The organism is Afipia sp. GW821-FHT04G03, assembly GCF_059419985.1.
The window spans coordinates 369,983-393,353 of the sequence record NZ_JBWKSV010000003.1; the positions used below are offsets into that span (position 1 = coordinate 369,983).

General features: G+C 60.2%; 22 protein-coding genes. 8 read left to right on the plus strand and 14 right to left on the minus strand.

The window, feature by feature from the left end:
- The first annotated feature begins 27 nt into the window (after window positions 1–27).
- The 4 genes from AC07UB_RS16180 (at window position 28) to AC07UB_RS16195 (ending at window position 5,275) form a co-directional block, all read left to right on the plus strand.
- Complete coding sequence (locus AC07UB_RS16180) at window positions 28–774, plus strand: GntR family transcriptional regulator (protein WP_494654465.1); 747 nt, start codon at window positions 28–30, stop codon at window positions 772–774.
- Between the two features lie 47 nt (window positions 775–821).
- Entirely contained in the window at window positions 822–2,462 is a 1,641-nt protein-coding gene (locus AC07UB_RS16185; RefSeq protein WP_492790480.1) for an arylsulfatase, read from the plus strand.
- A gap of 186 nt (window positions 2,463–2,648) precedes the next feature.
- Window positions 2,649–3,488: a formylglycine-generating enzyme family protein gene (locus tag AC07UB_RS16190; RefSeq protein ID WP_492792675.1), complete on the plus strand. Its 840-nt coding sequence runs from the start codon at window positions 2,649–2,651 to the stop codon at window positions 3,486–3,488.
- Window positions 3,485–5,275: a chloride channel protein gene (locus tag AC07UB_RS16195; RefSeq protein ID WP_492790481.1), complete on the plus strand. Its 1,791-nt coding sequence runs from the start codon at window positions 3,485–3,487 to the stop codon at window positions 5,273–5,275. The genes AC07UB_RS16190 and AC07UB_RS16195 overlap by 4 nt, the downstream gene beginning before the upstream one ends.
- Before the next feature lie 10 nt (window positions 5,276–5,285).
- Here AC07UB_RS16195 and AC07UB_RS16200 read toward each other — a convergent pair whose 3' ends face one another.
- The 3 genes from AC07UB_RS16200 to AC07UB_RS16210 are packed head-to-tail and all read right to left on the minus strand — an operon-like array spanning window position 5,286 to window position 8,798.
- Window positions 5,286–6,008, minus strand: a complete 723-nt coding sequence (locus AC07UB_RS16200; protein ID WP_492790482.1) for a GntR family transcriptional regulator — start codon at window positions 6,006–6,008, stop codon at window positions 5,286–5,288.
- A 49-nt stretch (window positions 6,009–6,057) separates the two neighbouring features.
- The gene (locus AC07UB_RS16205) at window positions 6,058–7,653 is read right to left on the minus strand and encodes a GMC family oxidoreductase (protein ID WP_492790483.1); all 1,596 of its coding nucleotides are present in this window, start codon (window positions 7,651–7,653) and stop codon (window positions 6,058–6,060) included.
- A gap of 17 nt (window positions 7,654–7,670) precedes the next feature.
- Window positions 7,671–8,798: a mandelate racemase/muconate lactonizing enzyme family protein gene (locus AC07UB_RS16210; protein WP_492790484.1), complete on the minus strand. Its 1,128-nt coding sequence runs from the start codon at window positions 8,796–8,798 to the stop codon at window positions 7,671–7,673.
- A gap of 110 nt (window positions 8,799–8,908) precedes the next feature.
- Between AC07UB_RS16210 and AC07UB_RS16215 the strand changes: the two genes are divergently transcribed.
- Genes AC07UB_RS16215 through AC07UB_RS16225 form a run of 3 tightly spaced genes read left to right on the plus strand, consistent with a single transcriptional unit; the run spans window position 8,909 to window position 11,535 of the window.
- Window positions 8,909–9,679 carry an ABC transporter permease gene (locus AC07UB_RS16215; RefSeq protein WP_492790485.1) on the plus strand — a complete coding sequence of 257 codons (771 nt, stop codon included), beginning with the start codon at window positions 8,909–8,911 and terminating at the stop codon, window positions 9,677–9,679.
- Window positions 9,676–10,500: an ABC transporter ATP-binding protein gene (locus tag AC07UB_RS16220; RefSeq protein WP_492790486.1), complete on the plus strand. Its 825-nt coding sequence runs from the start codon at window positions 9,676–9,678 to the stop codon at window positions 10,498–10,500. Before AC07UB_RS16215 ends, AC07UB_RS16220 begins: the two co-directional genes overlap by 4 nt.
- Before the next feature lie 39 nt (window positions 10,501–10,539).
- Complete coding sequence (locus tag AC07UB_RS16225) at window positions 10,540–11,535, plus strand: ABC transporter substrate-binding protein (protein WP_492790487.1); 996 nt, start codon at window positions 10,540–10,542, stop codon at window positions 11,533–11,535.
- A 149-nt stretch (window positions 11,536–11,684) separates the two neighbouring features.
- Here AC07UB_RS16225 and AC07UB_RS16230 read toward each other — a convergent pair whose 3' ends face one another.
- Genes AC07UB_RS16230 through AC07UB_RS16255 form a run of 6 tightly spaced genes read right to left on the minus strand, consistent with a single transcriptional unit; the run spans window position 11,685 to window position 17,710 of the window.
- Window positions 11,685–13,136, minus strand: a complete 1,452-nt coding sequence (locus AC07UB_RS16230) for an aldehyde dehydrogenase (protein WP_494654461.1) — start codon at window positions 13,134–13,136, stop codon at window positions 11,685–11,687.
- 55 nt (window positions 13,137–13,191) lie between these two features.
- Complete coding sequence (locus AC07UB_RS16235; RefSeq protein ID WP_492790489.1) at window positions 13,192–13,908, minus strand: ABC transporter ATP-binding protein; 717 nt, start codon at window positions 13,906–13,908, stop codon at window positions 13,192–13,194.
- Window positions 13,901–14,650, minus strand: a complete 750-nt coding sequence (locus AC07UB_RS16240; RefSeq protein WP_492790490.1) for an ABC transporter ATP-binding protein — start codon at window positions 14,648–14,650, stop codon at window positions 13,901–13,903. The genes AC07UB_RS16235 and AC07UB_RS16240 overlap by 8 nt, the downstream gene beginning before the upstream one ends.
- Window positions 14,647–15,591: a branched-chain amino acid ABC transporter permease gene (locus AC07UB_RS16245; RefSeq protein WP_492790491.1), complete on the minus strand. Its 945-nt coding sequence runs from the start codon at window positions 15,589–15,591 to the stop codon at window positions 14,647–14,649. Before AC07UB_RS16245 ends, AC07UB_RS16240 begins: the two co-directional genes overlap by 4 nt.
- On the minus strand, window positions 15,588–16,457 hold the full coding sequence (locus tag AC07UB_RS16250) for a branched-chain amino acid ABC transporter permease (RefSeq protein WP_492790492.1): 870 nt from the start codon (window positions 16,455–16,457) through the stop codon (window positions 15,588–15,590). Before AC07UB_RS16250 ends, AC07UB_RS16245 begins: the two co-directional genes overlap by 4 nt.
- A gap of 32 nt (window positions 16,458–16,489) precedes the next feature.
- Window positions 16,490–17,710, minus strand: a complete 1,221-nt coding sequence (locus tag AC07UB_RS16255; protein ID WP_492790493.1) for an amino acid ABC transporter substrate-binding protein — start codon at window positions 17,708–17,710, stop codon at window positions 16,490–16,492.
- Window positions 17,711–17,864: 154 nt separating this feature from the next.
- Here AC07UB_RS16255 and AC07UB_RS16260 point away from each other — a divergent pair, with 154 nt between their 5' ends.
- Window positions 17,865–18,791: a helix-turn-helix domain-containing protein gene (locus tag AC07UB_RS16260; protein ID WP_492792676.1), complete on the plus strand. Its 927-nt coding sequence runs from the start codon at window positions 17,865–17,867 to the stop codon at window positions 18,789–18,791.
- Window positions 18,792–19,301: 510 nt separating this feature from the next.
- Here the strand turns inward: AC07UB_RS16260 and cnbZ are convergent.
- The 5 genes from cnbZ to AC07UB_RS16285 are packed head-to-tail and all read right to left on the minus strand — an operon-like array spanning window position 19,302 to window position 23,368.
- Window positions 19,302–20,057, minus strand: coding sequence for a 2-amino-5-chloromuconate deaminase CnbZ (cnbZ, locus tag AC07UB_RS16265; RefSeq protein ID WP_492790494.1), 756 nt, complete (start codon window positions 20,055–20,057; stop codon window positions 19,302–19,304).
- A 46-nt stretch (window positions 20,058–20,103) separates the two neighbouring features.
- On the minus strand, window positions 20,104–20,835 hold the full coding sequence (locus AC07UB_RS16270; protein ID WP_492790495.1) for an ABC transporter ATP-binding protein: 732 nt from the start codon (window positions 20,833–20,835) through the stop codon (window positions 20,104–20,106).
- A complete protein-coding gene (locus AC07UB_RS16275; protein ID WP_492790496.1) occupies window positions 20,828–21,577 on the minus strand; it encodes an ABC transporter ATP-binding protein in 750 nt (249 codons plus the stop codon). The genes AC07UB_RS16270 and AC07UB_RS16275 overlap by 8 nt, the downstream gene beginning before the upstream one ends.
- Window positions 21,570–22,505, minus strand: a complete 936-nt coding sequence (locus AC07UB_RS16280; protein WP_494654457.1) for a branched-chain amino acid ABC transporter permease — start codon at window positions 22,503–22,505, stop codon at window positions 21,570–21,572. Before AC07UB_RS16280 ends, AC07UB_RS16275 begins: the two co-directional genes overlap by 8 nt.
- Window positions 22,502–23,368 carry a branched-chain amino acid ABC transporter permease gene (locus AC07UB_RS16285; RefSeq protein ID WP_494654455.1) on the minus strand — a complete coding sequence of 289 codons (867 nt, stop codon included), beginning with the start codon at window positions 23,366–23,368 and terminating at the stop codon, window positions 22,502–22,504. The genes AC07UB_RS16280 and AC07UB_RS16285 overlap by 4 nt, the downstream gene beginning before the upstream one ends.
- Window positions 23,369–23,371 lie beyond the last annotated feature (3 nt).

Genomic DNA, 23,371 nt, shown 5'->3' on the forward strand with positions numbered 1-23,371 from the left:
CTTCGCACTCAAAAGGCACGACCGACAATGACCAGCTCCCATGAGCCCGTGAACGCAAGTTCTACGCCGCTTCACATTCAGGTCCGAGAGACCATCCGGCGGCAGGTCAAGGTCGGCAAGCTGATCGACAAGGCCGGCCGGCTCATGACAGAAGCCGAACTCGGCAAGCATTTCGGCGTCAGCCGGATAACCATCCGCAACGCCATCAAGCCGCTGGTCGATGAAGGCATCTTCGAGCGTGAGCGCGGCCGCGGAACGTTCCTGCGCACAAATCAGCCCGAGAACTGGGTCGGGCGGCTGATGGGTTTCTCGGAAACCATCAAGGACGCTGGCTATCAGCCCGGCGCAAATATTCTGTTGCAGGGAATGACGAACAAGCACGACGCCGACGTCCGCAAACAATTGCGGGAGCGTGCCGTCTGGCAGCTCAAACGCGTCCGTCTCGCTGACGACATTCCCATCGCAATCGAGCACGCTTTTTATCCTCCGGACATCGGGCTCGAGCTGGAAAAGCGCGATCTGACGTCCATCGTGATGTACCGCGTGTTCGAAGCCGAGATCGGCTTCGACATCAAGGAAGCGACCCAAACAATCAGCGCATCCCTGGCGGACGCCACCAGCGCAAAGCTTCTCGGCGTGAAGGCCGGCAGCCCGCTGCTGTCGATCGAACGCCTCACCGTAAATGCAGACGGGCGCCCCCTGGAACTGCTGCGTTCGGTCTATCTGCCGAACTACTTTCGCCTCAGCATCAATCTGACGAGACGCCATCTCTGACCGGTTGGCAGGACGTTTTTTAGTAAAGCTCAAGAAGGACAAGAACCGTGCGAACTGGTGGTAAAGCATCCGACAGCCCCAACATCCTGATCATCCTCAACGACGACATGGGGTTTTCCGATATCGGATGTTATGGCGGCGAAATCGAAACCCCGAATCTCGACCGGCTTGCAGCGAATGGCCTTCGCTATTCGCAATTCTACAACACCGCCCGCTGCAGCCCTGCACGCGCGTCGCTTTTGACCGGCTTGCACCCGCATCAGACCGGGATCGGAATTCTCACCTACAACAACGGACCAGAGGGCTACGCAGGTAACCTGAACAAGAGTTGCGTGACGGTGGCCGAAGTTCTCAAACAGAAGAATTACAAGACTTACCTGAGCGGTAAGTGGCATATCTCCAGCAGCCTGACCGTGCCCACGGACTCGTGGCCCCTGCAACGGGGGTTCGACTATTTCTTCGGCACCATCATCGGCGCAGGAAGCTTCTATCATCCGAACACGCTGACGCGCGGCAACGACAACATCGAACACGAAGCCGAAAAGGATCCGGCTTTCTTTTACACCGACGCGATCAGCGATCAGGCTGTCACCTATATCCGGCAGCACAAGCAGGCCAATCCCGACGCCCCGTTCTTTCAGTATGTTGCTTACACGGCTCCGCACTGGCCGCTTCATGCCCACGAAGAGGATATTGCCAAGTACAAGGGCAGGTTCGACGCTGGATGGGACAAGCTGCGCGAACAACGCATGAAACGGCTGATAGACGGCGGAATCATCCATCCGAACTGGCAACTGACGGACCGCGATCCAACACAGCCGCCCTTTACTGAAGCAGAGAATCGCGCGTGGACGCTGCGCTGCATGGAAGTCTACGCAGCCCAGATCGACCGGATGGACCAGGGCATCGGCCGGATTATCGCGGCGCTGGAGGAAACGAACCAGTTGGATAACACCCTCATCATCTTTCTCTCGGATAACGGTGCGTGCGCGGAAGACATTCCAGACAACGTCACGGCGCAGGAGTTGGTCGATCAGCTTATGATTGCCAAGGCGAAGACACGGGCCGGCGAACCAGTCCGGTTCGGAAACGATCCGTCCCTGATGCCTGGCGCAGAAGATACGTATCAAAGCTACGGTACGGCGTGGGCCAACCTGTCGAACGCACCATTCCGGCTTTATAAACACTGGGTGCACGAGGGCGGGATCGCCACACCATTCATCGTGCACTGGCCGCGAGGCATCAAGGATAAGGGCGGCCTGCGGCATAATCCCAGCCAGCTCCCGGATATTATGGCAACCATCGTCGATGTCACCGGCGCCACCTACCCCGCGACGTTCAACGGCAACACCATTCTGCCATGCGAAGGCGAGAGCCTGGTGCCATCGTTTGCGGCAGCGTATGGCGGTCGCGGCCCGCTGTTTTGGGAGCACGAAGGCAACGCCGCAATTCGCATCGGAAAATGGAAGCTGGTGCGCAACTATCCCGGTCCGTGGGAACTCTACGACATGGAAATTGACCGCACCGAGATGCACGATCTCGCCGCGCAGCATCCGGAGCGTGTTCAGTCCATGAGCGAGCAATACGCGGCTTGGGCAAATCGCTGCGGCGTGATCCCGCGCGAGAAGATACTCGAATTGATGAAAGCCGAAGGCGGCACGGCATTCTGGGAGCAGGAACGACAGTAACGCGGCTGTTAGGCAAGTAAAAACAATGGAGCGCGATACGATCGCTGAGCACCGATGACCGAGAGTTCTCCCCGTTGCTGTGTGGCTCGCCGTACCGACGATGTTTCGGCGGCATCACGCGACGGAATTGAACCGAGCTCAGCATTCATTGCGCGTAGATGGAGTCCTTCTATCGGCGGCTCTTTCATCATGGGATCGAATGACAGACGGTTCCCGGAGGATGGCGAAGGACCGCCGCGCTCCGTAACCGTGAGCGAATTTGCGATCGCCTGTTACGCGGTCAGCAACCTCCAGTTCGGTGACTTCGTTCGCGCAACCGGATATTCCACCGACGCGGAGCGATATGGCTGGAGCTTTGTCTTCCAAGGCTTTCTATCAGACGATCTCAAGCGTGACATCGGCAGCCGGGCGGCCGATACGCCGTGGTGGATTCCCGTACCACACGCCTACTGGGCGCAACCGGAGGGCCCGCCGAGTACGATACTCGATCGGCTCGATCATCCCGTTGTGCACATTTCATGGAATGACGCTCAGGCCTACTGCAAATGGGCCCGTACGCGCCTGCCGACGGAAGCGGAATGGGAGATCGCCGCACGCGGCGGACTTGAGCAAGCGACATATCCCTGGGGCGATGAGCTCACGCCTGAGGGACAACATCGCTGCAACATATGGCAGGGCAGCTTCCCCGATCGCAATACGACCGATGACGGCTATGCCGGAACCGCTCCCGTTCATGCCTTCGGACCGAACGGCTACGATCTGTACAATGTCGCCGGCAATGTCTGGGAATGGTGCCAAGACTATTTCTCGCCCGACTATCATTGCATCACCGACGTGACCAATCCGCTCCAGAGCCAGCCAACCGCCACTCGCTCGCTCCGGGGAGGATCATTCCTCTGCCATGAGTCCTACTGTAACCGCTATCGTGTCGCCGCACGCAGCTCGAACACGCCGGACAGTTCGTCCAGCAATATCGGATTTCGCGTGGCACGGATCGCTGACGGCGACACCCGGAAGACGCCATGACCTACGTTACCCCGCCGGACTCTCCCAAAAAGCCGAGCGTCGCGGGCTATCTGCTGCCCACCGTGCTGCGCAATTTCGTCCGTAATCGCGAAACCGGCGTCGTCGCAGTCGCGATCGTGATCGGGCTTCTCTCCGGCCTCCTTGTTGCTATCATCTCGAAGCTGAGCGAAATCGCGCACGCATTGCTGTTCGATATTCCCTACGACGCACATCTAAGCGCGACCGGCATGATCTCATGGCAACGCACATTGCTGGTGCCGATCGCGGGCGGTCTGGTCCTCGCCGTGATCGCAATGTTTGTGGCCGGGCGCTTTAAGGGGCAACTCGCCGACGCGATTGAAGCCAATGCACTTTACGGCGGCCGCGTTTCGATGCGAGGCAGTCTTCTCATCTCGATGCAGACCCTGCTTTCGAACGGCTTCGGTGGATCGGTCGGTCTGGAAGCCGGTTACACACAAATCTGCGCCGCGTTCAGCTCTCACATCGGCAAGCGCCTCGCGGCACGCCGCAGCGACATGCGGCTGCTGGTGGCTTGCGGCGCAGCCGGTGCGATCAGCGCGGCATTCTCTGCGCCGCTGGCTGGCGCCTTCTATGCGTTCGAGGTTGTTCTGGGTGCATACACATCCGCCGGGCTGGTGCCGGTCATTGCAAGCGCCGTGGCTTCGTGGCTGGTGGCGCGCCATCTGACTCATCAGTCATTCCTGATGGTCCCTGGCTTTCCCTCGCCCGTTTCGGTCGAGATGATCGGTCAAACCGTTCTGATCGGCGTCATTTGCGCATTCGCCAGCATCATCCTGATGTTGGCGGTGGCTTCCTCCGAACGTCTTTTCCAACGATTGTCGGCTTTCGGCGGTTTCCTGAGACCAATTCTCGGTGGTGCATTGCTGGGCGCCCTCGCTCTCCTGACACCAACGGTGCTCGGCGCCGGGCACGGCGCGATGCAGATTCTGCTCGTAAGCAACCCAACATGGCTGCTGCTGACGACGACGATCGTCCTCAAGACACTGGCATCGGCCATATCGCTTGGGTCCGGATTTCGCGGCGGCTTGTTCTTCGCATCCCTGCTGCTTGGCGCGCTGGTCGGTCAACTCTATAGCACCGTGATGAGCATCCTGCTGCCCGACATTGCCTTGCAGCCGGGAACAGCGGCCATCGCCGCGCTCGCAGCGCTTGGCACCGGGGTACTTGGGGCGCCCTTCAGCATGATCTGTCTGGCGCTCGAAATTACCGGCGATTTTTCGGTCACCGTCGGCGCCGTCGTCGCCTCGTCCGTCAGCGCACTGATTGTCAGGGAACTGTTCGGTTACAGCTTCGCGACCTGGCGTTTCCACTTGCGGGGTGAGGTTATTCGCGGTCCTCAGGATGTCGGCTGGATCCAGCAATTGAGCGCGACATCCTTGATGCGCTCGGACTTCGAGAATGCTCTCAGCACAATGCCGATCGTCGAAGCCCAGAAGTTGTTTTCGCCCGCGCGCGTCAAACAGATTGTGCTGCGCGATCCAAACGGGACTTATGCAGGTCTCGTTTCGTCCGCCGATCTGCATTCGATCGCAACAATCGACAATCTTCCGCTCGCCACGTTGGCGCAACAGAGCGAGGAGTTCCTGCTGCCTGATGCGACGATCCGGGACATCATGGCAGCCTTTGAACGGACCGAGGCCGATGTGCTGACGGTCGTTGACCGCGCAGACCACCGTGCCGCCATCGGAACGGTCAGCGAGGCGCACGTTCTGCGGACTTACGGTGAGGAACTCGAACGGCGCAATCAGGAACTGTATTTCCGGTGAGCCGCCTACTTCAAGGCCGCAAATCCATATCGATCCGGACGAAGTCGCCGCGATAGGTCACCTCACCAAGATAAATCACGGTCCGGTCTGCAGTTGTGAAAACCCGCCGAACTTCAGCGACGGGCGAATTCAACGGTACTTGCAGCAGCTTCGCGACTTCGAGGTCGGCAGTGCCGATCGTCAGCGTTTGCCGCGCGCTGCTGATCGCGGGATCGCGCATATCCTTCAGGATCGGAATCACGGTTTCCTTGCGAAAGCGCTTTGGATGCCTGCGGAATATTTTTTCGTCGAGATAGATCGAGATCACACAATAAGGCCGGCCATCACGTGAATGCACCCGGCGCATGAAAACATAATGCGCCGCCGCCTTGCCCTCTTCCGGCCGCAGCGGCGCGTCGGTACGGCTTTCCGAAATATTGATGATCTCCGGCGATGTGTCCCGGTAGACCTCCGCGAGGTCGGACAGCGTCGTCTCGACCTTCAACCATCGGTTCTCGGTCAATGTACCTGTGATAAAGGTACCACGCCCTTGTTGAGCCTCCATAACTCCATCGCGCACGAGCAGATCGACCGCCTGCCGGATGGTTACGCGCGAAACACCGAACTCCGCTGCGAGCGATTCATTGGCCGGCAACCGGAGGCCCTGCGCCCATATTCCGCGGGCGATACGCTGACGAAAAATATCGGCGATCTGGGCGTATTTTGGAACATGGCTGTTTGAAATCAAATCCATCGCTGTTCTCATGTTTCAGATCATTGGTCTGATACTAACGCCACGCGACCTACGACATGACCAGCGCCGCGCCCCGTTCTCCAATCATCAGGCTGCTCGCATTGGTATTCGCGGAGGTAATCTTCGGCATCACCGAGGCATCGATGACGCGCAGCTTTTCGACACCGCGGACACGCAATTCAGGATCGAGCACCGATTTCTCGTCGCTTCCCATCCGGCAGGTGCCGACGCAATGAAACACGGTGCCGCCGGTGTTTCGCGCGAAATCCCACAGGCCGGCCGAATCGTCCGCCGAAGCGCCGGGCACCACCTCGGTATCCCACAGATCTCGGAATGATTTCTGCCGATAAATATCACGCAGCATTTTCAAGCCTGCAACGATGGTCTTGCGGTCGATATCTTCGGCAAAGTAGTTCGGATCAATGCGCGGCTGAGTGAACGGATCGGTCGATTGAATCGCAAGATGTCCTCGCGATTCTCCGTGGCATTGCCAGACCGACGCCGTAAATCCTGAATAATTGTGCAAGGGGGTACCGGGTTTATCGACCGACAGCGGCATCACGTTGAACTGAATATCGGGACGTCCGCCCACGGAATACTCCGTGCAGGCAGCGCCGCCGACCTGTCCCGCGCCCGCGGTCAGCGGACCGCTACCCGCCAGCATCCACTGCAAACCCATCTTTGCAAGCTCGAACGGATTGCGGACCTGATCGTTGAGCGAAATTCGATCCTTTAACCGGACAATCATGCGGGCCTGATAGTGATCCTGCAAATTGCGGCCGACCTCGGGTGAGTCGGCAATGACGGGAATGCCGAGTCCACGCAGCAGATCAGGCGGACCGACGCCGGAGAGTTGCAATACCTGCGGCGATTGCAACGCGCCGGCCGACAGAATGACCTCGCGGTCGGCTGCAGCGGTGAAAACCTCTCCCTTGCGCACCCATTCTACGCCGCTCGCGACGCGGCCTCTGAATGTGACCTTGCTGACCTGAGCGTCAGTCACGACAGTCAGGTTGGTACGATCTCTGGCGGGCCGCAAAAACGCCGACGCAGAACTGGTACGCCAGTGGCGGCCAATGCCGAGTTGATACGTGCCGACACCCAACGTGGAGGCGCCGTTAAAATCCGGATTACGCGGAAGGCCGAATTCCACAGCAGCATCGACCCACGCTGCAGAAGCGCGATTCCCTGTCCGAAGGTCGGAGACTTCAAATTCACCGAGGCCGCCATGGTACTGGCTCTCACCGCCTTGGTACCGCTCGTAACGCCGGAAGTACGGCAGCAGTTCGCGGTAATTCCAACCTTTCGCGCCAAGACGCTCCCAGTCGTCGAAGTCCTCATGCTGGCCGCGGATGAAGATCAAACCGTTGATCGATGACGACCCGCCAAGCACCCGCCCGCGCGGCCAAATGATCGACCGTCCGCCGGTGCCTTCTCCGGGTTCGGTCTTGAAGAGACGTGAGAAGCGCTCGTTGTAGATCGTGCGGTAGTAACCCACCGGAAGCTTCAACCAGAAATTCCGATCGGACCCTCCGGCCTCCAGCAGCAGCACGCGGCAGGACGGATCGGCGGACAAGCGGTTCGCAACCACGCAACCGGCTGATCCCGCGCCGACAATGATGTAGTCATATCCCTGAGCAGCCATACTTGCTTCCCGACAGATCAGGCTGTCCGATATTGTTCGATCGAAAGGAGGTCGGGTTCGATTCCAAGACCCGGATGATTGTCCAGCGTCACCCGGCCGTCATTGATCTTGCTGACGGGCCCACAGAACTGGTCACGCAGCGGATTGAGGTTCGAGTCGACTTCCAGCAATCCGTCGCCGCCGACCCCTGCCAGCAAGTGTGCCGATGCCAGCAGGCCTATGCCGCCGCCGAGATAATGCGGACAGAACATCTTGCCCGACTTCAGAATATCGCGCGCGATCTCCGCGCAAGCGGTCAATCCGCCCCATTTGGCGATATCCGGCTGAACGACCTGCAGGACATCGTCACTTAGCGCTTGTGCAAAGCCTTCGCGGCTCGCAATGTTTTCTCCCGCCGCCAGCCGCAGATCGCTGCCGCTACGAAGTGCCTGCCATTCACTCCACGGCCGGTCGGCACGGATTGGCTCTTCAAGCCACGCCAGACCAAATTCCTGAAGGTGCGGCGCAACTTCAAGCGTCCGTTCCTTTGACCAGGCTTGGTTGGCATCCGCCGCCAACATTCCATTTCCGATGAGCCTGCGAAGCGCCCCGAGATTTGCGCGGTCAACCGCCAGATCAAAGCCGATCTTCAACTTCAGCGCGCGATGCCCCCGGCTCAGCGCCGCTTCCGCCATTTGCGCCGAGCCTGTCGGGTTGATGCCGCTGGCATAGACCCGGATTTCATTACCGTTGCCCCCGAGCAACTTCCATAGCGGCATGTTGCGGCGACGCGCGCAGAGATCCCACACCGCGAGGTCAATGCCGGCGATCGCCTGCGCAAAAGGGCCCGGCTCCCCCGATTGCAGCGCGAGGACGGCGGTGGCCTGCGTCAACCTTTCGAAAACATCCGAGGGCTGGCTGACGGAAAATCCGGCTACCGCCGGCGCCAGAACCTCGTTGACCAGCCTCGCCCGGTGCTCGGCGCCCGTCGAGGGAAAGTTAGCCCAGACTTCTCCCCAACCCACCGTGCCGTTATCGTCCTCAACGCGAACGAAGACCGCAGGCCGATCCAGCATCCGGCCGAATGATGTGACGACCGGTGTGGAGAGCGGGTAGCGGTAACAAAATGCCTGAACGGTACGGATGGCGAACGTCTGCGATGTCATTTCTGCGATCCGACAGCGCGACCGGCAACATGCGGCCGCCTCTTGTATGGTCATCCTATTTATAATATGACTGCCATCGGATCAACTGCAATTGCTTGCGGGATGCACGAATGAATGGGAGTGTCGCGAGACGCTTTTTGCTTGGGCTGGCACCGTGGGTCGGCGCTGTCCTTCTTTGGTATGGCGTGCGCTGGAGCGGGTTTGTCAACGAGTCCTTGATTCCAGCGCCTCATCAGGTCGCAGCCAAGTTTGTCGAATTGCTGCTCAATGAAGGGCTGCTGTTCGACATCTACGCCTCGACGCGAAGGGTCTTGATCGGCGTCGTGCTGGGCATTCTCGCCGCCGTTCCGGTCGGCTTCCTGCTGGGCTGGTATCGGCCTGCCCGGACCTTCGCCGATCCCATGATCAATTTCTTTCGGGCACTTCCACCAATCGCGCTGATCCCGCTCGTCATCGTCTATTTCGGCGTCGACGAAGCCGCAAAACTCGTGATCCTGTTCTATGCCTCGTTTTTCTCGGGCGTGATCGTGATGTACGAAGGCGTGTCGCAAATCACGCCGCTGTATATACGCGTGGCACAAACCCTCGGCGCCGGCGAGTTCGAGATTTTCCGAAAAGTCATCATCCCGCTGACAGTCCCCCATATCCTGACCGCATTGCGGGTCGCACTGGGTGTGGCGTGGGCAACGCTTGTTGCATCCGAGCTGGTTGCAGCTCAGCGCGGTCTCGGCGCAATGATCCAGAACGCCTCGACCTACTTTCTGCTCGACGTCATCTATGTCGGCATCATCTGCATCGGCTTTATCGCTCTGATCATGGACCTGATCCTGCGGCGGATCAGTGCGCGCCTTCTGGTCTGGCAAGAACGGGCTGTGGCATGAGCGAGACAGCTAGCCTCAAGAGAGTGCAGTTCGACCACGTCTCACTCGCCTTTGATACACCCAAGGGCAAACTCACCGTCGTGGAGGATGTCACCTATGACATCAACGATGGCGATTTCATCGCGGTGATTGGCCCTTCCGGCTGCGGCAAGACCACGATGATGAGTATGCTGGCCGGATTCCAGAAGCCGACTACGGGTAATGTCCTGTTCGACGGACATCCCGTCAAAGGACCCGGCCCCGAACGAGGCGTCATCTTCCAGGAGTACGGTGTTTTTCCGTGGCTGACCGTGAAGGAAAACATCGCGTTTGGTCTCCAGCTCAAGGCGAACCACGTTCCGCTCACGGAGCGGAATCAAATCTGCGAGCACTATCTCGCGCTGATGGGACTTTCGGATTTCGCGAATTCCTATCCGAAGCACCTGTCCGGCGGAATGCGTCAACGCCTTGCGATCGCCCGCGCGTATGCCGTGAAGCCGCAGTTTCTCCTGATGGACGAGCCGTTTGGCGCTCTCGATGCGCAGACCCGGGCCAATATGCAAAACCTGCTGCTGAAGGTTCTCGCCACCGAAGGCAAAACCGTCATGCTCATCACGCATTCCGTCGAGGAAGCGATCTATCTCGCCTCCCGCATCGTGGTGGTGACGGCGCGTCCGGCCCGGATCAAGCAGATCATCGATGTGCCCTTCGCCTATCCGCGCGATGAATCGATACAGGAGCGCCCGGAATTCGGTGAACTGAGAAGCTACATCCGAGAACTCGTTATGAGCGAATACCGCGCGCAGCAGGCACAGATGCGTCCCGCCTCATTTTCGGAATAATCGCAAACACAAATCACAATCAACCGGGAGGATAATGCCATGGATCGACGACAGTTTCTCGCAACGACAGCAGGCGTCGCACTGAGTGGTTTCGCAGCTTCCGCGCCCGCCATTGCACAAGCCAAGACCAAGGTCCGCGTCGGCTATCTGCATACGGTCGCCGTTGACGGACAGATCTGGACCGGAATGGACCGGGGTTCGTTCGAGAAGCAAGGGCTCGATCTGGAACTGCGCCAGTTCAACACTGGCCTGGAAATCTTCCAGGCCCTGATAGGCGGCAGCCTCGATGTGCTGGCCACCGGCGCTGTGCTCTCAAATTTCCCTGCGCGTGGACAGGGCAAGGCATTCCTGATCAACGACATCGAAGTCGCAACCGCGCAGCTTTGGGTGCGTTCCGATCAAGGCATCAAGTCGTTCGAGGATTTGAAGGGAAAACGTATCGCGACGGCCACCGGCACGACCGCACACGTTTTCCTCGACAAGGCATTGCGCGCCAACAAGGTCGACCCCAAGGAGGTCGAACTCGTCAACCAGAGCATGCCCGCAGCAGTGACGGCCTTTATCTCAGGGGCAGTGCCGGCGGTTGCGCTTTGGGTGCCGTTCAATGTCACCGTCCGCGACAAGGTACCCGGCGCCGTAAAGCTTGCGGACGCGTCAGCCTATTATCCGCAAGCCGCGATCATCGGCGGATGGGCGGCCAGCAACAGCTACTACGATACGAACAAGGAGGCTCTCGCCAAGATCATCAAGGGCTGGGCCGAAGCAAATGATTACATCATCGCCAACAGCAAAGAGGCGATGGAAGCGCTTCAGAAAAATCACTACAGCCAGACGCCGTTGACGGACATCAACGAGCAGTTCAAGGCGCAGAAGATGTTCACGTCGCGCGACTGGAAGCGGCTCTATTCGGACGGAACTGTGACCAACTGGTTGCAGCAGACGACCGACTTCTTCATGGCAAATGCCGGGGTCAAGGACTTTACGCCGGCAAGCAAGTATTTCGACCCGAGCATTTACCTCAAGACGATTGCTTGAAGTCTCTCGCGTGTGGACGGCGACCCTACGATTGCCGTCCACCGCTCTCGTTATGACGCACAACTGCGCAATCGAGACCAGCACGCCGCCGTGCGTCCCATCTGCGACCGCAGAATCCTCTATCCGAACCTTTGCCGGGCTTCGGTACCTCAAATGGGATAATGCTGCGGGCCGGTTTCGATGGTGATCCATCGCAGTTCGGTGAACTCGGCTACGCCTGCTTTGCCCCCGAAACGCCCATAGCCCGACGCTTTCACCCCTCCAAACGGCATCTGGGCCTCATCATGTACTGTCGGCCCATTGACATGGCAGATGCCGGATTCGATCCGTTTCGCGACGTCGAGTGCGCGCGCAATGTCGCGGCCAAAAACTGCGGCCGACAATCCGTATTCTGTGTCGTTCGCAACCCGCACGGCTTCATCCGCGCCATTGACCCGAACGACCGAGACAATGGGACCGAATGACTCTTCGCCATAGATGCGCATTGTCGAAGTGACATGATCGACCACCGTCGCCGACATCAGCGTCCCATCGACCTTCCCGCCCGCAACCACCCGTGCCCCCTTCCCGACCGCGTCCTTGATCAACCCCTGAATCCGATCCGCGGCATCCGTTCCGATTAGCGATCCAAGCGGCGTATTCCCCGTACGCGGGTCGCCGGCCACGAGCGTCCCTGCCTTGGTGGCAAGTTTGGCGACGAAGGCATCAGCGATTTTCGCATCGACGACAATCCGTTCGGTCGACATGCATATCTGTCCCTGATTCATGAAGGCACCGAACGCTGCTGCCGCGACCGCCGCATCGATGTCAGCATCGTCCAGTACAAGCAGCGGCGCCTTGCCGCCGAGTTCAAGTAAAACGGGCTTGAGGTACTTTGCAGCGGTCTGGGCGATGATGTGTCCGACCCGCGTGGAGCCTGTGAAGTTGATGCGCCGCACCGCCGGGTGAGAGATCAGTGCATCGATGAAAGCGGGCGCATCTTCCGGCGCGTTCGTGATCACATTCAGAACGCCCGGCGGCAGACCTGCCTCGCGCAGGCACTCCGCGATCAGCCGGTGCGTGCCGGGGCAAATTTCCGACGCCTTGAGGATAACGGTGTTTCCGCAAGCCAGGGGCAGCGCCACCGCGCGCACGCCGAGGATGACCGGCGCGTTCCAAGGCGCAATACTGAGCACGACGCCAGCCGGTTGGCGGATTGCCATTGCGATACATCCCGGCTTGTCGGATGGGATCACCTCGCCGGAAATTTGCGTGGTCATTGATGCCGCCTCACGCAGCATCCCCGCCGCAAGATTGACATTGAACCCCGCCCAGCCGGCGGTCGCGCCGGTTTCCGCAGCCATCAATTCGATGAACTTCGGGGCCTTGCTCGCCAGTATGTCCGCCGCTTTCAGCAGGATCATGCGGCGTTGGCTCGGCCCGGTAGCCGACCACGCCGGAAAGGCCGCTGCTGCGGCGTCGGCCGCCCGCCTGACATCGGTGATCTTCGCCGCAGCCGCACGTGTGGCAATATCGCCCGTGATCGGGTTGAGCCGGTCAAATGTCACACCGTCGATCGCCTGAACATCCTGATTCTCGAGCAACAGATTGATCTGATTCATGCCAGCTTCCTCTCTGTGATTTCCTGATGCTGCATAGCTTGGTTCCGGGTCAGGACTAGCCCGGAAGCCCACCGAGATAAGCACGCCGCACCGCCGGGTCGGACTTCAATGCCGACGCCGTTCCGCTGCCGACGATCTTTCCGTTTTCGATGAGATAGCCGCGATCAGCAAGCGCGAGGCTTTCCTGTGCGTTCTGCTCGACCAGCAGCAGGCCGACGCCGGCCTCGCGCACCTGACGCAGCGACGCGAATAGTTCACGGACCATCAATGGCGACAGACCGAGCGAAGGCTCGTCAAGCAGCAGAATCTCAGGGTTCGACATCAGTGCGCGGCCGATCGCAACCATCTGCTGCTCACCGCCGCTCATGGTGCGGACGGTTTGAGTGAGCCGCTCGCCGAGACGGGGAAACAGCGACAGCACCCGCTTGCGTCGCGCCGCCTCACCATCGCGCGCCCGCTTCGGATTGGCACCGAGCAACAAGTTCTCGGCGACGGTCAGTTCCCCGAAGATGCCCCGCCCTTCCGGCACCGATGCCAGCCCGGCTTCCACGATCTCATGCGCCGGAAAGCTGGAAAGATCGCGACCTGAAAGTTTGACGCTCTTCCCGGGAAGACACGGCACGATGCCTGCAATAGCTTTCATGAGCGACGTCTTGCCGGCGCCGTTCGCGCCAAGAATAACGACGATTTCGCCATCGCCGACGTTCAGCGCTGCTTCGGTGAGCGCGCGGTGCTGGCCATAGGCGACGCTCACATCCGAGACTTCAAGCATCCGCTGTCACCCCAAGATAAGCCTCGATGACAACGGGATCAGTGAGGACAGTGTTCGGTTCGCCCTCCGCGATCTTGCGGCCAGTGTTCATGACCACACAACGATCGCAAAGCGAACGGATCGCGTCCATGACATGCTCGACGAGCAGGATCGAGAGCCCGTCGTCCTTCAGAGAACGGATCAGTTCGATCCCGATCAGCAGTTCCGATGGATTGAGGCCCGCGAGCCACTCGTCGAGCAGCAGAAGTTGTGGCGTCAGCGCCAGCGCCCGCGCCAGTTCAAGCCGCTTCTGATCGATATAGGTAAGTTCGGATGCCGGCCGCTCGCCCTGCCCGCCCAGCCCGACGCGTTCCAGCAACATTGCTGCGGCATCATTCATCTCGCCGGACGCGAGCGGCGTACGATGAAATGCGAGCCCCGCGCGGACATTGTCGGCGCAGGTCATGCCGCCAAGCACACGCACAAGCTGAAATGTGCGGGCCAGACCGAGGCGTGCGATGCGATACGCCGGCAATCCCGCAATATCCGTTCCGGCAAAACGGATCGTCCCGGAATCCGGGCGCAGCAGGCCCGACATCAGATTGAGCGCCGTCGTTTTGCCTGAGCCATTCGGGCCTAGCAACCCGACGATCTCGCCACGATGCACGGCGAGATCGATCGCGTTGACCGCAACGAGGCCGCCGAACGCCCGCGTGAGCGCGATGACCTCAAGCACAGGCGATGACGAGGCGGCCCGGATCATGTCTCCGCCCTCCGCATCATGCGCAACGCAGGCCGCGAGACCAACCGGTCCCACAAACCGGCCACCCCGGACGGCAGCGCGTACACGATCAACAGAAAGACAACGCCCATGACGAGCGTCGAGGTACTCGGGAAACGCGCCGACAGGAACTCGAACAGCAGTGTCAGCGGCACCGCACCGAGGACAGGCCCCCACAGCCGGTGCGCGCCGCCAAGCAACGCCATGATCACGACCTGAAAGGAGATCGTTGCATTGAACGCAATCGACGGCTCGATATAGGTCCAGCGCGGTGACATGATCGCGCCGACCAGAGTCATCACGATGGCGCTGATCGTGAACAGCGCCACCTTGGCGATGGTGACATTGATTCCGCAATGCTGCGCGACGGTTTCGTCTTCACCGATAATGCGGAGCGCAAATCCGAGCCGCGAGCGGGCAATCATCCATCCGACGGCGAACACCACAACCGCAAGGACAAGAAGTTGCCAGTAGATGTCGTTCTGCGTGATCTCCACGAAGACATAGCGGCCGAGCACGCGCGTCTTGTTGACCTCGTACCAGACGACGAGTTGGCGCACGAGTTCCGCGAGGCCAAACGTGAAGATCACGAAATGGACGCCGCTGAGTCTGAGTGTCGACAGGCCGACGATCACGGCCATCAACCCGCCGATCGCCGCGGCAATGCCGAGCACCAGTGGCCATGCCAGGACTTCGCCCAGCACCGCGACCGTATAGGCGCCGACACCGAAGAAAGCCGCGGTTGCCAGCGAGACATACCGTGTGGGGCCGGAAAACATGCCCCATGCCGTCGCAAGAACAGTGAATTGAAGGAGGCTTATCGCCAGCGACAGATAGTAGGCGTTCACGTAAAGCGGAAGAAAGATCAGCACGATCAGGCTGCCAAGAGCCGCCACCGCGAGCGCCATCTGCGATGCTTTCATCGCTGAGCCCTCCCGAACAAGCCAGCCGGCTTGATCAGCAGCACCGTCAGGAACAGCGCGAAGTTGACCGCGAGCGTCAATCCTGGATCGACGTATGTCGCCACGAGTGCCTCGCTGAGCCCCAAAAGAAGGCCGGCAACCAGACACCCCAGCAGATTGCCCACGCCTCCCATCACAACGATGATTAGCGCCTTCATCGTGAACACCACACCCGAACTCGCGCTGAATGTCATGAACATGCTGATCAACACCCCGGCCGTCGTCACCAGCGCGCCACCGAGCGCGAAGGCCAACGCCGACGTTTGCCCGACATTGATCGCGACCAGTTGCGCAGCGGCGGGATCGACCGCGACGGCGCGAATGGCCGTCCCAATGCGGGTGCGCGTTAGCACCAGATACAGCGCAAGGCCGATCGCCACGGCGAGGCCGAACGCCATCAATCGGTTCAGTGCCAGATTTTCGCCAAGCAATTCGACCGGGATCGCAAGAAATGAGTAGCTGTAATAAGCGCCACCGAACATCGCCAGCATGATGCCCTGAACGATGAACATCATTCCGAACGTCGCCAGAATGCTTTCAACCTCGAGCGCATCGCGCGTGCGGGCGCGCCGCACCAGTGGCGTGAGCAGCACACGATAGAGTGCGTAGCTCACGCCAAAACTAATGGGAATGACGAGCGTCAGTCCAAGCAGCGGACTGAGAGCCCATCCCGTGAACAGCCAGTAAGACGCAAAGGCTGCGGCGACGAGAAACTCGCCGTAGGACAGGTTCATGATCCGCGCGACGCCATATTGAAGCGTCAGACCCATGGCAATCAGCGCGTACATACCGCCGAGCATGAGTCCGGTGAGGACCGCGTTCGTCATCTTTATTCAGACTAGCTGGAGAGATCGGACGATTACGGAGCCTTCCAGGCTGGCTTTGGCACGACGGCGCCGCGCGCGCCTTCGTTAACCGCAGGCCCGACGCCATAGAACTCGCCGCCCTGCCATTGTCCGACCCACCAGTATTTGGTCGGCATGTTGTTTTCGAGCTTGATCTTGCCGATCACCGTGTCGAACGTCCCGGTCTGTAGATCCTTGATGACCGCAGCGCGGTCGACCTTGCCGACGCGCTCGATAGCCTGCTGCAGCATCTGAAGGCTGGCGTAGGTTACGGCGCTGGCCCAGCGATCCGGCTCAGCCCCGTTCGCGGATGCAGCCTTGTGCCGCGCGAGATAGTCCTTGATCGCCGGACTATCGCCGCTCCAGCCGCCTATGCCCATCACGCCTTCGGCGTTTGCGCCGAACTTCTGCCGGAACAGCGGAAACGCGGTGCCTACGCCTGTGTAAAAGATTTTGGGGTTGAAGCCGGCAATGCGCGCCTGTTCCGTGATCGCGAGAGTATCCGGCGGGTAGCTGAAGGCGATGAAAACGTCGGGATTAAGCCCTTTCGCTTCATTGACGATGGGACCGAGATCCTGCGTGCCGATCGGATAGGTCTTGTCGTAAACGAGCTTGAACTTTGCCGCCGTCAGCGCAGGGCGCGCTGCAGCTGACAGATCGATGCCGAAACCATCCGCGATGCTTGCCATCGCGACCGTGTCACCGATCTTTCCCTCGGTTCGCAGCTTGACCAGCAGTTCAACGAGGGTCTTGGAGGCATCCGCACTGGTGCCGAGCAGCCAGAAACTGTTGGGCCAGCGCTTTGCCAGTTCAGGCGCGCGGTCGGTCACCGCAGTCGCGGCAAGATGCGGATAACCGGCCTTGTTGAGAATAGGCCCCATCGCAAGATTCAAACCCGTGCCCCATGGCGGCAGGATGAAGTCCACCTTGTCCTGGCTGATCAGCCGTTCCAGCGCGCGCGCCGCCTCTTCCGCGCTTGAGCGATCATCATACTGTACGATCTCGATCGGCACGCGCTTGTCGCCGAGCTTCAGACCGCCGGCGGCATTCACTTCCTTCACCCACAGGTCGTAGTTCGGGATTGTGCTGACCGCGGCGCCTCCGGCGTTCGGGCCGGTGCGCGAGATAGCGTAACCGATCTTGATCGAGGTCTGCGCCTGAGCGGCCTCCCCCAAAACGGCAGCGCCGGCAATCGCGAGCAACCCCGCCGCGAGGCGGGTGACTGATGACACCATGTTCTCCTCCCAGAGATAATTCCGTCCGTCGCCTTGAATGGCGTTCGACGGTAAGAGATTAATCGAGCACCATCTGCAGATAATTGGACGGTTCCGGGGAAAGATTGTATTCTTCCGTCAATTCCACTGGTTCACAGGCGACGGATTGTCTCAGGTGCAGGACGGCACGACCCATGTCATCCCCGGCCCGGCCGGTTTTCTCGAGAAAGCCAGCCCGGCCCTTCATGCGGAAACCTTCTCCGGCGGGCTCGCGCCGCGTGACTGGGTCATCCGCCAGCATGTCGACCGGCGCGCGCATCTGCTCATGATCGAGACACGAAACGGCACGGCGACGCTACGTGGAACGGCTGTTGCGTTCGAAGCTCCCACTGTGCTGTGGCTGCCGGGCGATGTAGAGGGCCATCTCCAAGTGGAAGCCGGCACGACGGGCCATCTCGTCGCCATCTCCGAGGATTTCCTGACCCGGATCGTCGCGAGCAGCGCAGAAGCTCTCCATTTGCAGCGCGCGATCGGCCGGTTCGTGATGCTGAGCGGCCGGCAGATCGACGGTGCAATCGATGCCGTCGCGGGGTCCTGTGCGACGCTGGTACGCGAGCTCCACACGCCGGGCCGCGGCAGCATGAGCATGGTTTCATCTCATATCCTGTTGCTGTGTCTGCATCTGTGGCGTTCGGCGACCCGGGAGGACGCCACAAGCGAGACAGCTCAGCGCGGCGACGGGCCGCGTCTTGTCGGCAACTTTCTCCAGATGGTCGAACTGCACTATCGCGACGGCTGGCCGATCGCACGTTATGCCGCGGCGCTCGGCGTGACAGACGACAAGCTTCATGCACATTGCAAACGCGAAAAGGCCAGCAGTCCGCGCGCCATCATCCACGATCGGCTGATTCACGAGGCTTGCACCCGGTTGCATCAACTCGATCTGCCGGTCGAACAGATCGGATACGGCCTGGGCTTTCGCGATCCGGGTTATTTCAGCCGCTTCTTCCGCAAGCATCAGGGCATTTCACCGGGCGCCTATCGACGTCGCACCAGAGTTGAGCATGCGAAACGCGGACCATTTTATGCGGCTTGGCCATAACGCTCGGCGGCGACCATAAAGTCAGCTGCGCTTGAGGAAAAAGTATCCGCACAACAGGATCGGGGTCGCGAGCATCATCCATGACACGCCGTCCCAGAAGCCGTCACCGACCAGCGCTGATATGAGGACGATCGCACTCAGCGCACCGAGAACAATCGATATCGAGAAGATCTGGCCGTTGATCTGACCAGCGCCTCGCGCGCGACCTCAAGCCGTCTGGTTCTCAGATAGTCGATGGCGCTGATGCCGTAAGCCGCCCGAAAGCGCACGTTGAACGACCGGCGGCTCGATCCCGCCTGTCGGTTGCCTTGAACAGATCGAGAAACTTTTGCTCGATACTCAGCGCCGCAATCGACGAGCGGGAAAGGCGATATCGACAGCTCGTATGGCTCCGCTCGGAGCTTCGCCGCTGCTCAGGTTGGTCTAACCTGTCGCCATGGAAGCGGACGCCCGCCCACTCAACGGGGCGGGCATTGGTTTAGAGCTATTTGAAAGTAGCCTGCCGGCGGCTCAGCTCTCTATGACGCGTTCCACATGGACGCGGCGGCAGTCCATTTCATACTCCAGGTCCTGAACCGGCGGCCGGTTGAGGTACCAGGTCAGGCCCTGTCCGAAAATGCCGCGTTTGCCCAGCTCGCTTTCGATGAAGGGGTAGATATCATGAACGGTATAGAGCTGGGTCGCGGTCACCTGACTCCAGTCGCCACCGAATGCGCTCATGCGGCGTTCCATCTCGCCCAGAACCCACCGCGCCTTCTCGACCATCGCCGCCGGACTAATGTCACCGAGCCGAACGGCATGATCGCGATAGCTGCCCTTGCCTTCCGGCGCCTCGCCGCTGCCCGCGACAACGAACGATGTAGGCGCATTCGCAGCCGGCACCGCATACGAAAACGCGTGGAAGCTTGGCTCTGCCGGCGGATTGATTTTCGGACAAACGTTGCTGCGCGATACCGGATTCAGTCCGTCCGACAGCAATCCCCATGCCTTCAGAGTACCGGTGTACACTTCATTGAACTGCACGAATCCGCTTTCCGTGAACGGTGCGGGCGAGCGCAACTCGCAAGCAGCGAATGCGGTCAACGGCCTGCCGGCGTCCTTTAGATGCTGCGCGATGCGATCGAAGCCTTGCCGCAGCGGCACCGGCTTGGTGAACCGCACCCGCTCGAGGGAGAATCCCGGCAGCGCCGCGACTCCGGCTGAATACTGGCTGACGCCGGGCATGAACCTGTAGCCGCCCTTTGCTGCTTCGACAGTCTCGATCATGTTGCCTCTTCTTACTGCAGGAATTTCTTTTCCGGTGGATTTCAAGTTACTCTTCGAGCACGCCGAGATAGGCGTCGCGAATGATCGGATCGGCCAATAGCTCCGTACCGGACCCCGTCCGCACGATTCGGCCCATGTCCATCACGAAAGCCGCATGACACAGGTCGAGCGCCGTCGTCACATCCTGCTCGACCAGCAGGATCGACATGCCCTCTGCGTTTAGCGCGCGAAGCGCAGCGACGAGTTGCTCGACCAGCAACGGTGACAATCCAAGCGACAATTCATCGATCATCAATAGCTTCGGCGCGCTCATCAGCCCGCGCCCGATCGCGCACATCTGTTGCTCGCCGCCGGACAATGTCGCGGCCGCCTGATTGCGGCGTTCGAACAATTTCGGAAACGTCGCGTAAACGCGGTCCATATCGCGACTGATTTCAGCGCGTCCGGCCGTGCGCGAATAAGCCCCCATCAGAAGATTGTCTTCAATGCTCATCGCGCCGAACAGCCGCCTGCCCTCGGGCACATGCACGATGCCGTGTGACAGGATTGCTGCCGCAGTCGCACCGACGAGGTCCACGCCGTCGGAACGATAGCTTCCCGACTGGATCGGGATCAGGCCCGATAAGGCACGCATCAGCGTCGTCTTGCCCGCGCCATTGGAGCCGATCAGCGCAGTGATCTCCCCGCTTCGCACGGAAAGATCGATGCCCCACAGCACCTGAACCTCGCCATAGCCAGCGCGCACGCCCTGCAATTCAAGGATGGGTGTATCAGCCATGAGCACCGGCCCTCTGCGCATACTGCTGACCGAGGTAGGCTTCAACGACTGCCGGATTCTTGATCACGTCCCGCGGAGCGCCATCGGCGATCAACTGACCGTTGTGCAGCACCACGATCCGCGTGCAGACATTTAGCACCACCTTCATCAAATGCTCGATCATCACGATGGTGATGCCGCTTTCCGCAAGCTGATGGATAAGGCGCGTCGCACGTTCGACTTCCGCGCTGTTCAGACCTGCATTCACCTCGTCGAGGAACAGCAACTTCGGCTTCATCGCCAGCGCCTTCGCGAGTTCAAGGCGCTTGCGCATCGCCAGAGTCAATGTCGCTGCGGGTTGATCTGACTGCGTTTCAAGGCCGACGAACGCGAGATGCGCACGCGCTTCTTCTCGCGCCGTTCTGATGCTCTCGCCGGGCTGCGAAAACAGTGCGGCTGCGGCGACGTTGTCCAGCGCGCTGAATTCCGCGAACGGCTGCACCACCTGGAACGTGCGCGACAGTCCGAGACGCGCAGACTGATAGGTCTTCACGCGCGTGATATCCTGCCCCATGAATGTCACGGCGCCGGAGCTTGCCGGAGTAACGCCGGTAACGACATTCACCAGCGTGGTCTTGCCCGCGCCGTTCGGGCCGATGAGGCCCAGGACTTCGCCTTTATTGACGCCGAGCGAGACGTCGCGCAGCGCCTTCAGGCCGCTGAAATTTCGGGAGACGGACTGGAGCCGGAGGATTTCAGACACGCTTCGGCCTCCATGAGAGAAGGCGATCACGCATCGACATCAACCCGTGCGGCAGGAACAGCAACAGTATGACGATCAGAACGCCGAGTACGCCGCTGTGAATCTGGATGTAGTTGCGCCAGACCACCTCCTCCAGACCGAGATATACGAAAGCCCCGATCAGGACACCGAGGGGCGAGCCCAGCCCTCCAATCAGCGCCATAACAATCGGTTTCACCGAATAAAGAATATCGAAGACATCGGATGGATCGATGTAATGCACCCACGCCGCATAGACCCCGCCTGCGGCGCCCACGAAACAGGCGGACAGACCGAAGGCGATGCTCTTATAGAGCGTGGTGTTGAGTCCGATCATATTGGCCGCGGTCTCATTCTGGCGGATGCAGGCGAGGCCGAAGCCGAGTTTGGAGCCAGCGACGAGAATGACCATCAGCACAGTGCCGAGCAGCAGCCCCCACATCACGTAGAAAAAGAATGTTGCGTCCGCCATCACACCAGCCGCCGAGGTCAGCGGGATGTTGAGCCCCATGCCACCACCAGTTAGATCGGTGGCGTTGTTGACGAGTTCTCGGAATACCTCGATCAGCGACAGACTGGCGATTGCGAAATAATGCCCGCGCAGACGAAGCAGCGCCGCGCCGAGCAGACACGCCAGCACAAACGACATTACTCCGGCAGCGGAAACGGACACCAGCAGCGGCATGCCCTTGCCGATCAGGACGCCCGCCGCATAGGCGCCGAAGCCGAAGAACGCCGCAGTCGCGAATGACGGATAGCCTGCGAAGCCGCCGACGACATTCCAAGACAGCGCGAGAATGCCGTACATGCAGGCGATTGTGCCCAGCCGCAGCGCGTAGGATCCACCAACCATCGGCAACGCGGCGATACAGACGACCAGCGCCAGAAGGATAAAATTCGACCGTGTCATTCAAAGCCCTTTCGGCCGAGCAGACCTTGGGGACGCACGATCAGAAAAACGATCAGTAGCGCGAACGACAACGTTGTTGCATGAGCGGGACCTATCAGCGTCGAGCCAATCCCTTCAATCAGCGCCAGAAGAATGCCGCCCGCCAGCGCGCCGGACACGCTGCCGAGGCCGCCTAGCACGCAGACGACAAAGGCCTTTCCGAGATAGGCCGTGGACGTCAATGGTGAAATCGGAAAGATCAGCGCCATCAGCACGCCGGCGCAGCCCGCGAGCGCGGCGCCAAGACCGAACGCAATCGCATAAATCGAATTGACGTCGACGCCCATGAGTTTGGCCGCGTCGCGATCGAGTCTGACCGCAACGATGGCGCGGCCGACCCGCAGCCGCCGCAAGATTAGATAGAGCACGCCGGTCAATGCCAGCGCCGACACGGTTGCGATCAAACGATCGACCGGCACGACAACATCGAACAGCGAAACCGAACCCATCGGCGGCGTCAGCGTCAGTTTCCGGTAGTCCGCCTTGAAGTAGTAGATCATCGCGTTGTTGAGGATCAGGTCGAGCCCGAATGTCAAAGTCAGCGTGACAAGCACTGGCGCGGTGATCACACGATTGAGGATCAGGCGCTGGATGACGTAGCCAAAAACGAAAAAAGCCGGAGCTGCGATGCCGAGCGCATACCACGGCGAGATGTGGAGCGACTGATAGAGCCCCCACGCCAGATAAGCGCCAAGTACGATAAAGGATCCGTGGATCAAGTTGATGACGTTCAAGACGCCCCAGACCAGCGAGAAGCCGATCGCGATACACGCGTAAAGGCAGCCCAGCACTAACGCATTGATCAGAACCTGGGCCGCCAGCATGTC

Bases quoted from the DNA above. Each gene is read 5' to 3' on its own strand.
- cnbZ (WP_492790494.1), bottom strand. From the start codon at position 20,057: ATGATCGAGACTGTCGAAGCAGCAAAGGGCGGCTACAGGTTCATGCCC.
- AC07UB_RS16250 (WP_492790492.1), bottom strand. From the start codon at position 16,457: ATGACGAACGCGGTCCTCACCGGACTCATGCTCGGCGGTATGTACGCG.
- AC07UB_RS16215 (WP_492790485.1), top strand. From the start codon at position 8,909: ATGAATGGGAGTGTCGCGAGACGCTTTTTGCTTGGGCTGGCACCGTGG.
- AC07UB_RS16205 (WP_492790483.1), bottom strand. From the start codon at position 7,653: ATGGCTGCTCAGGGATATGACTACATCATTGTCGGCGCGGGATCAGCC.
- AC07UB_RS16230 (WP_494654461.1), bottom strand. From the start codon at position 13,136: ATGAATCAGATCAATCTGTTGCTCGAGAATCAGGATGTTCAGGCGATC.
- AC07UB_RS16225 (WP_492790487.1), top strand. From the start codon at position 10,540: ATGGATCGACGACAGTTTCTCGCAACGACAGCAGGCGTCGCACTGAGT.
- AC07UB_RS16255 (WP_492790493.1), bottom strand. From the start codon at position 17,710: ATGGTGTCATCAGTCACCCGCCTCGCGGCGGGGTTGCTCGCGATTGCC.
- AC07UB_RS16235 (WP_492790489.1), bottom strand. From the start codon at position 13,908: ATGCTTGAAGTCTCGGATGTGAGCGTCGCCTATGGCCAGCACCGCGCG.
- AC07UB_RS16210 (WP_492790484.1), bottom strand. From the start codon at position 8,798: ATGACATCGCAGACGTTCGCCATCCGTACCGTTCAGGCATTTTGTTAC.
- AC07UB_RS16245 (WP_492790491.1), bottom strand. From the start codon at position 15,591: ATGAAAGCATCGCAGATGGCGCTCGCGGTGGCGGCTCTTGGCAGCCTG.
- AC07UB_RS16200 (WP_492790482.1), bottom strand. From the start codon at position 6,008: ATGGATTTGATTTCAAACAGCCATGTTCCAAAATACGCCCAGATCGCC.
- AC07UB_RS16285 (WP_494654455.1), bottom strand. From the start codon at position 23,368: ATGCTGGCGGCCCAGGTTCTGATCAATGCGTTAGTGCTGGGCTGCCTT.
- AC07UB_RS16240 (WP_492790490.1), bottom strand. From the start codon at position 14,650: ATGATCCGGGCCGCCTCGTCATCGCCTGTGCTTGAGGTCATCGCGCTC.
- AC07UB_RS16180 (WP_494654465.1), top strand. From the start codon at position 28: ATGACCAGCTCCCATGAGCCCGTGAACGCAAGTTCTACGCCGCTTCAC.
- AC07UB_RS16220 (WP_492790486.1), top strand. From the start codon at position 9,676: ATGAGCGAGACAGCTAGCCTCAAGAGAGTGCAGTTCGACCACGTCTCA.
- AC07UB_RS16270 (WP_492790495.1), bottom strand. From the start codon at position 20,835: ATGGCTGATACACCCATCCTTGAATTGCAGGGCGTGCGCGCTGGCTAT.
- AC07UB_RS16280 (WP_494654457.1), bottom strand. From the start codon at position 22,505: ATGACACGGTCGAATTTTATCCTTCTGGCGCTGGTCGTCTGTATCGCC.
- AC07UB_RS16195 (WP_492790481.1), top strand. From the start codon at position 3,485: ATGACCTACGTTACCCCGCCGGACTCTCCCAAAAAGCCGAGCGTCGCG.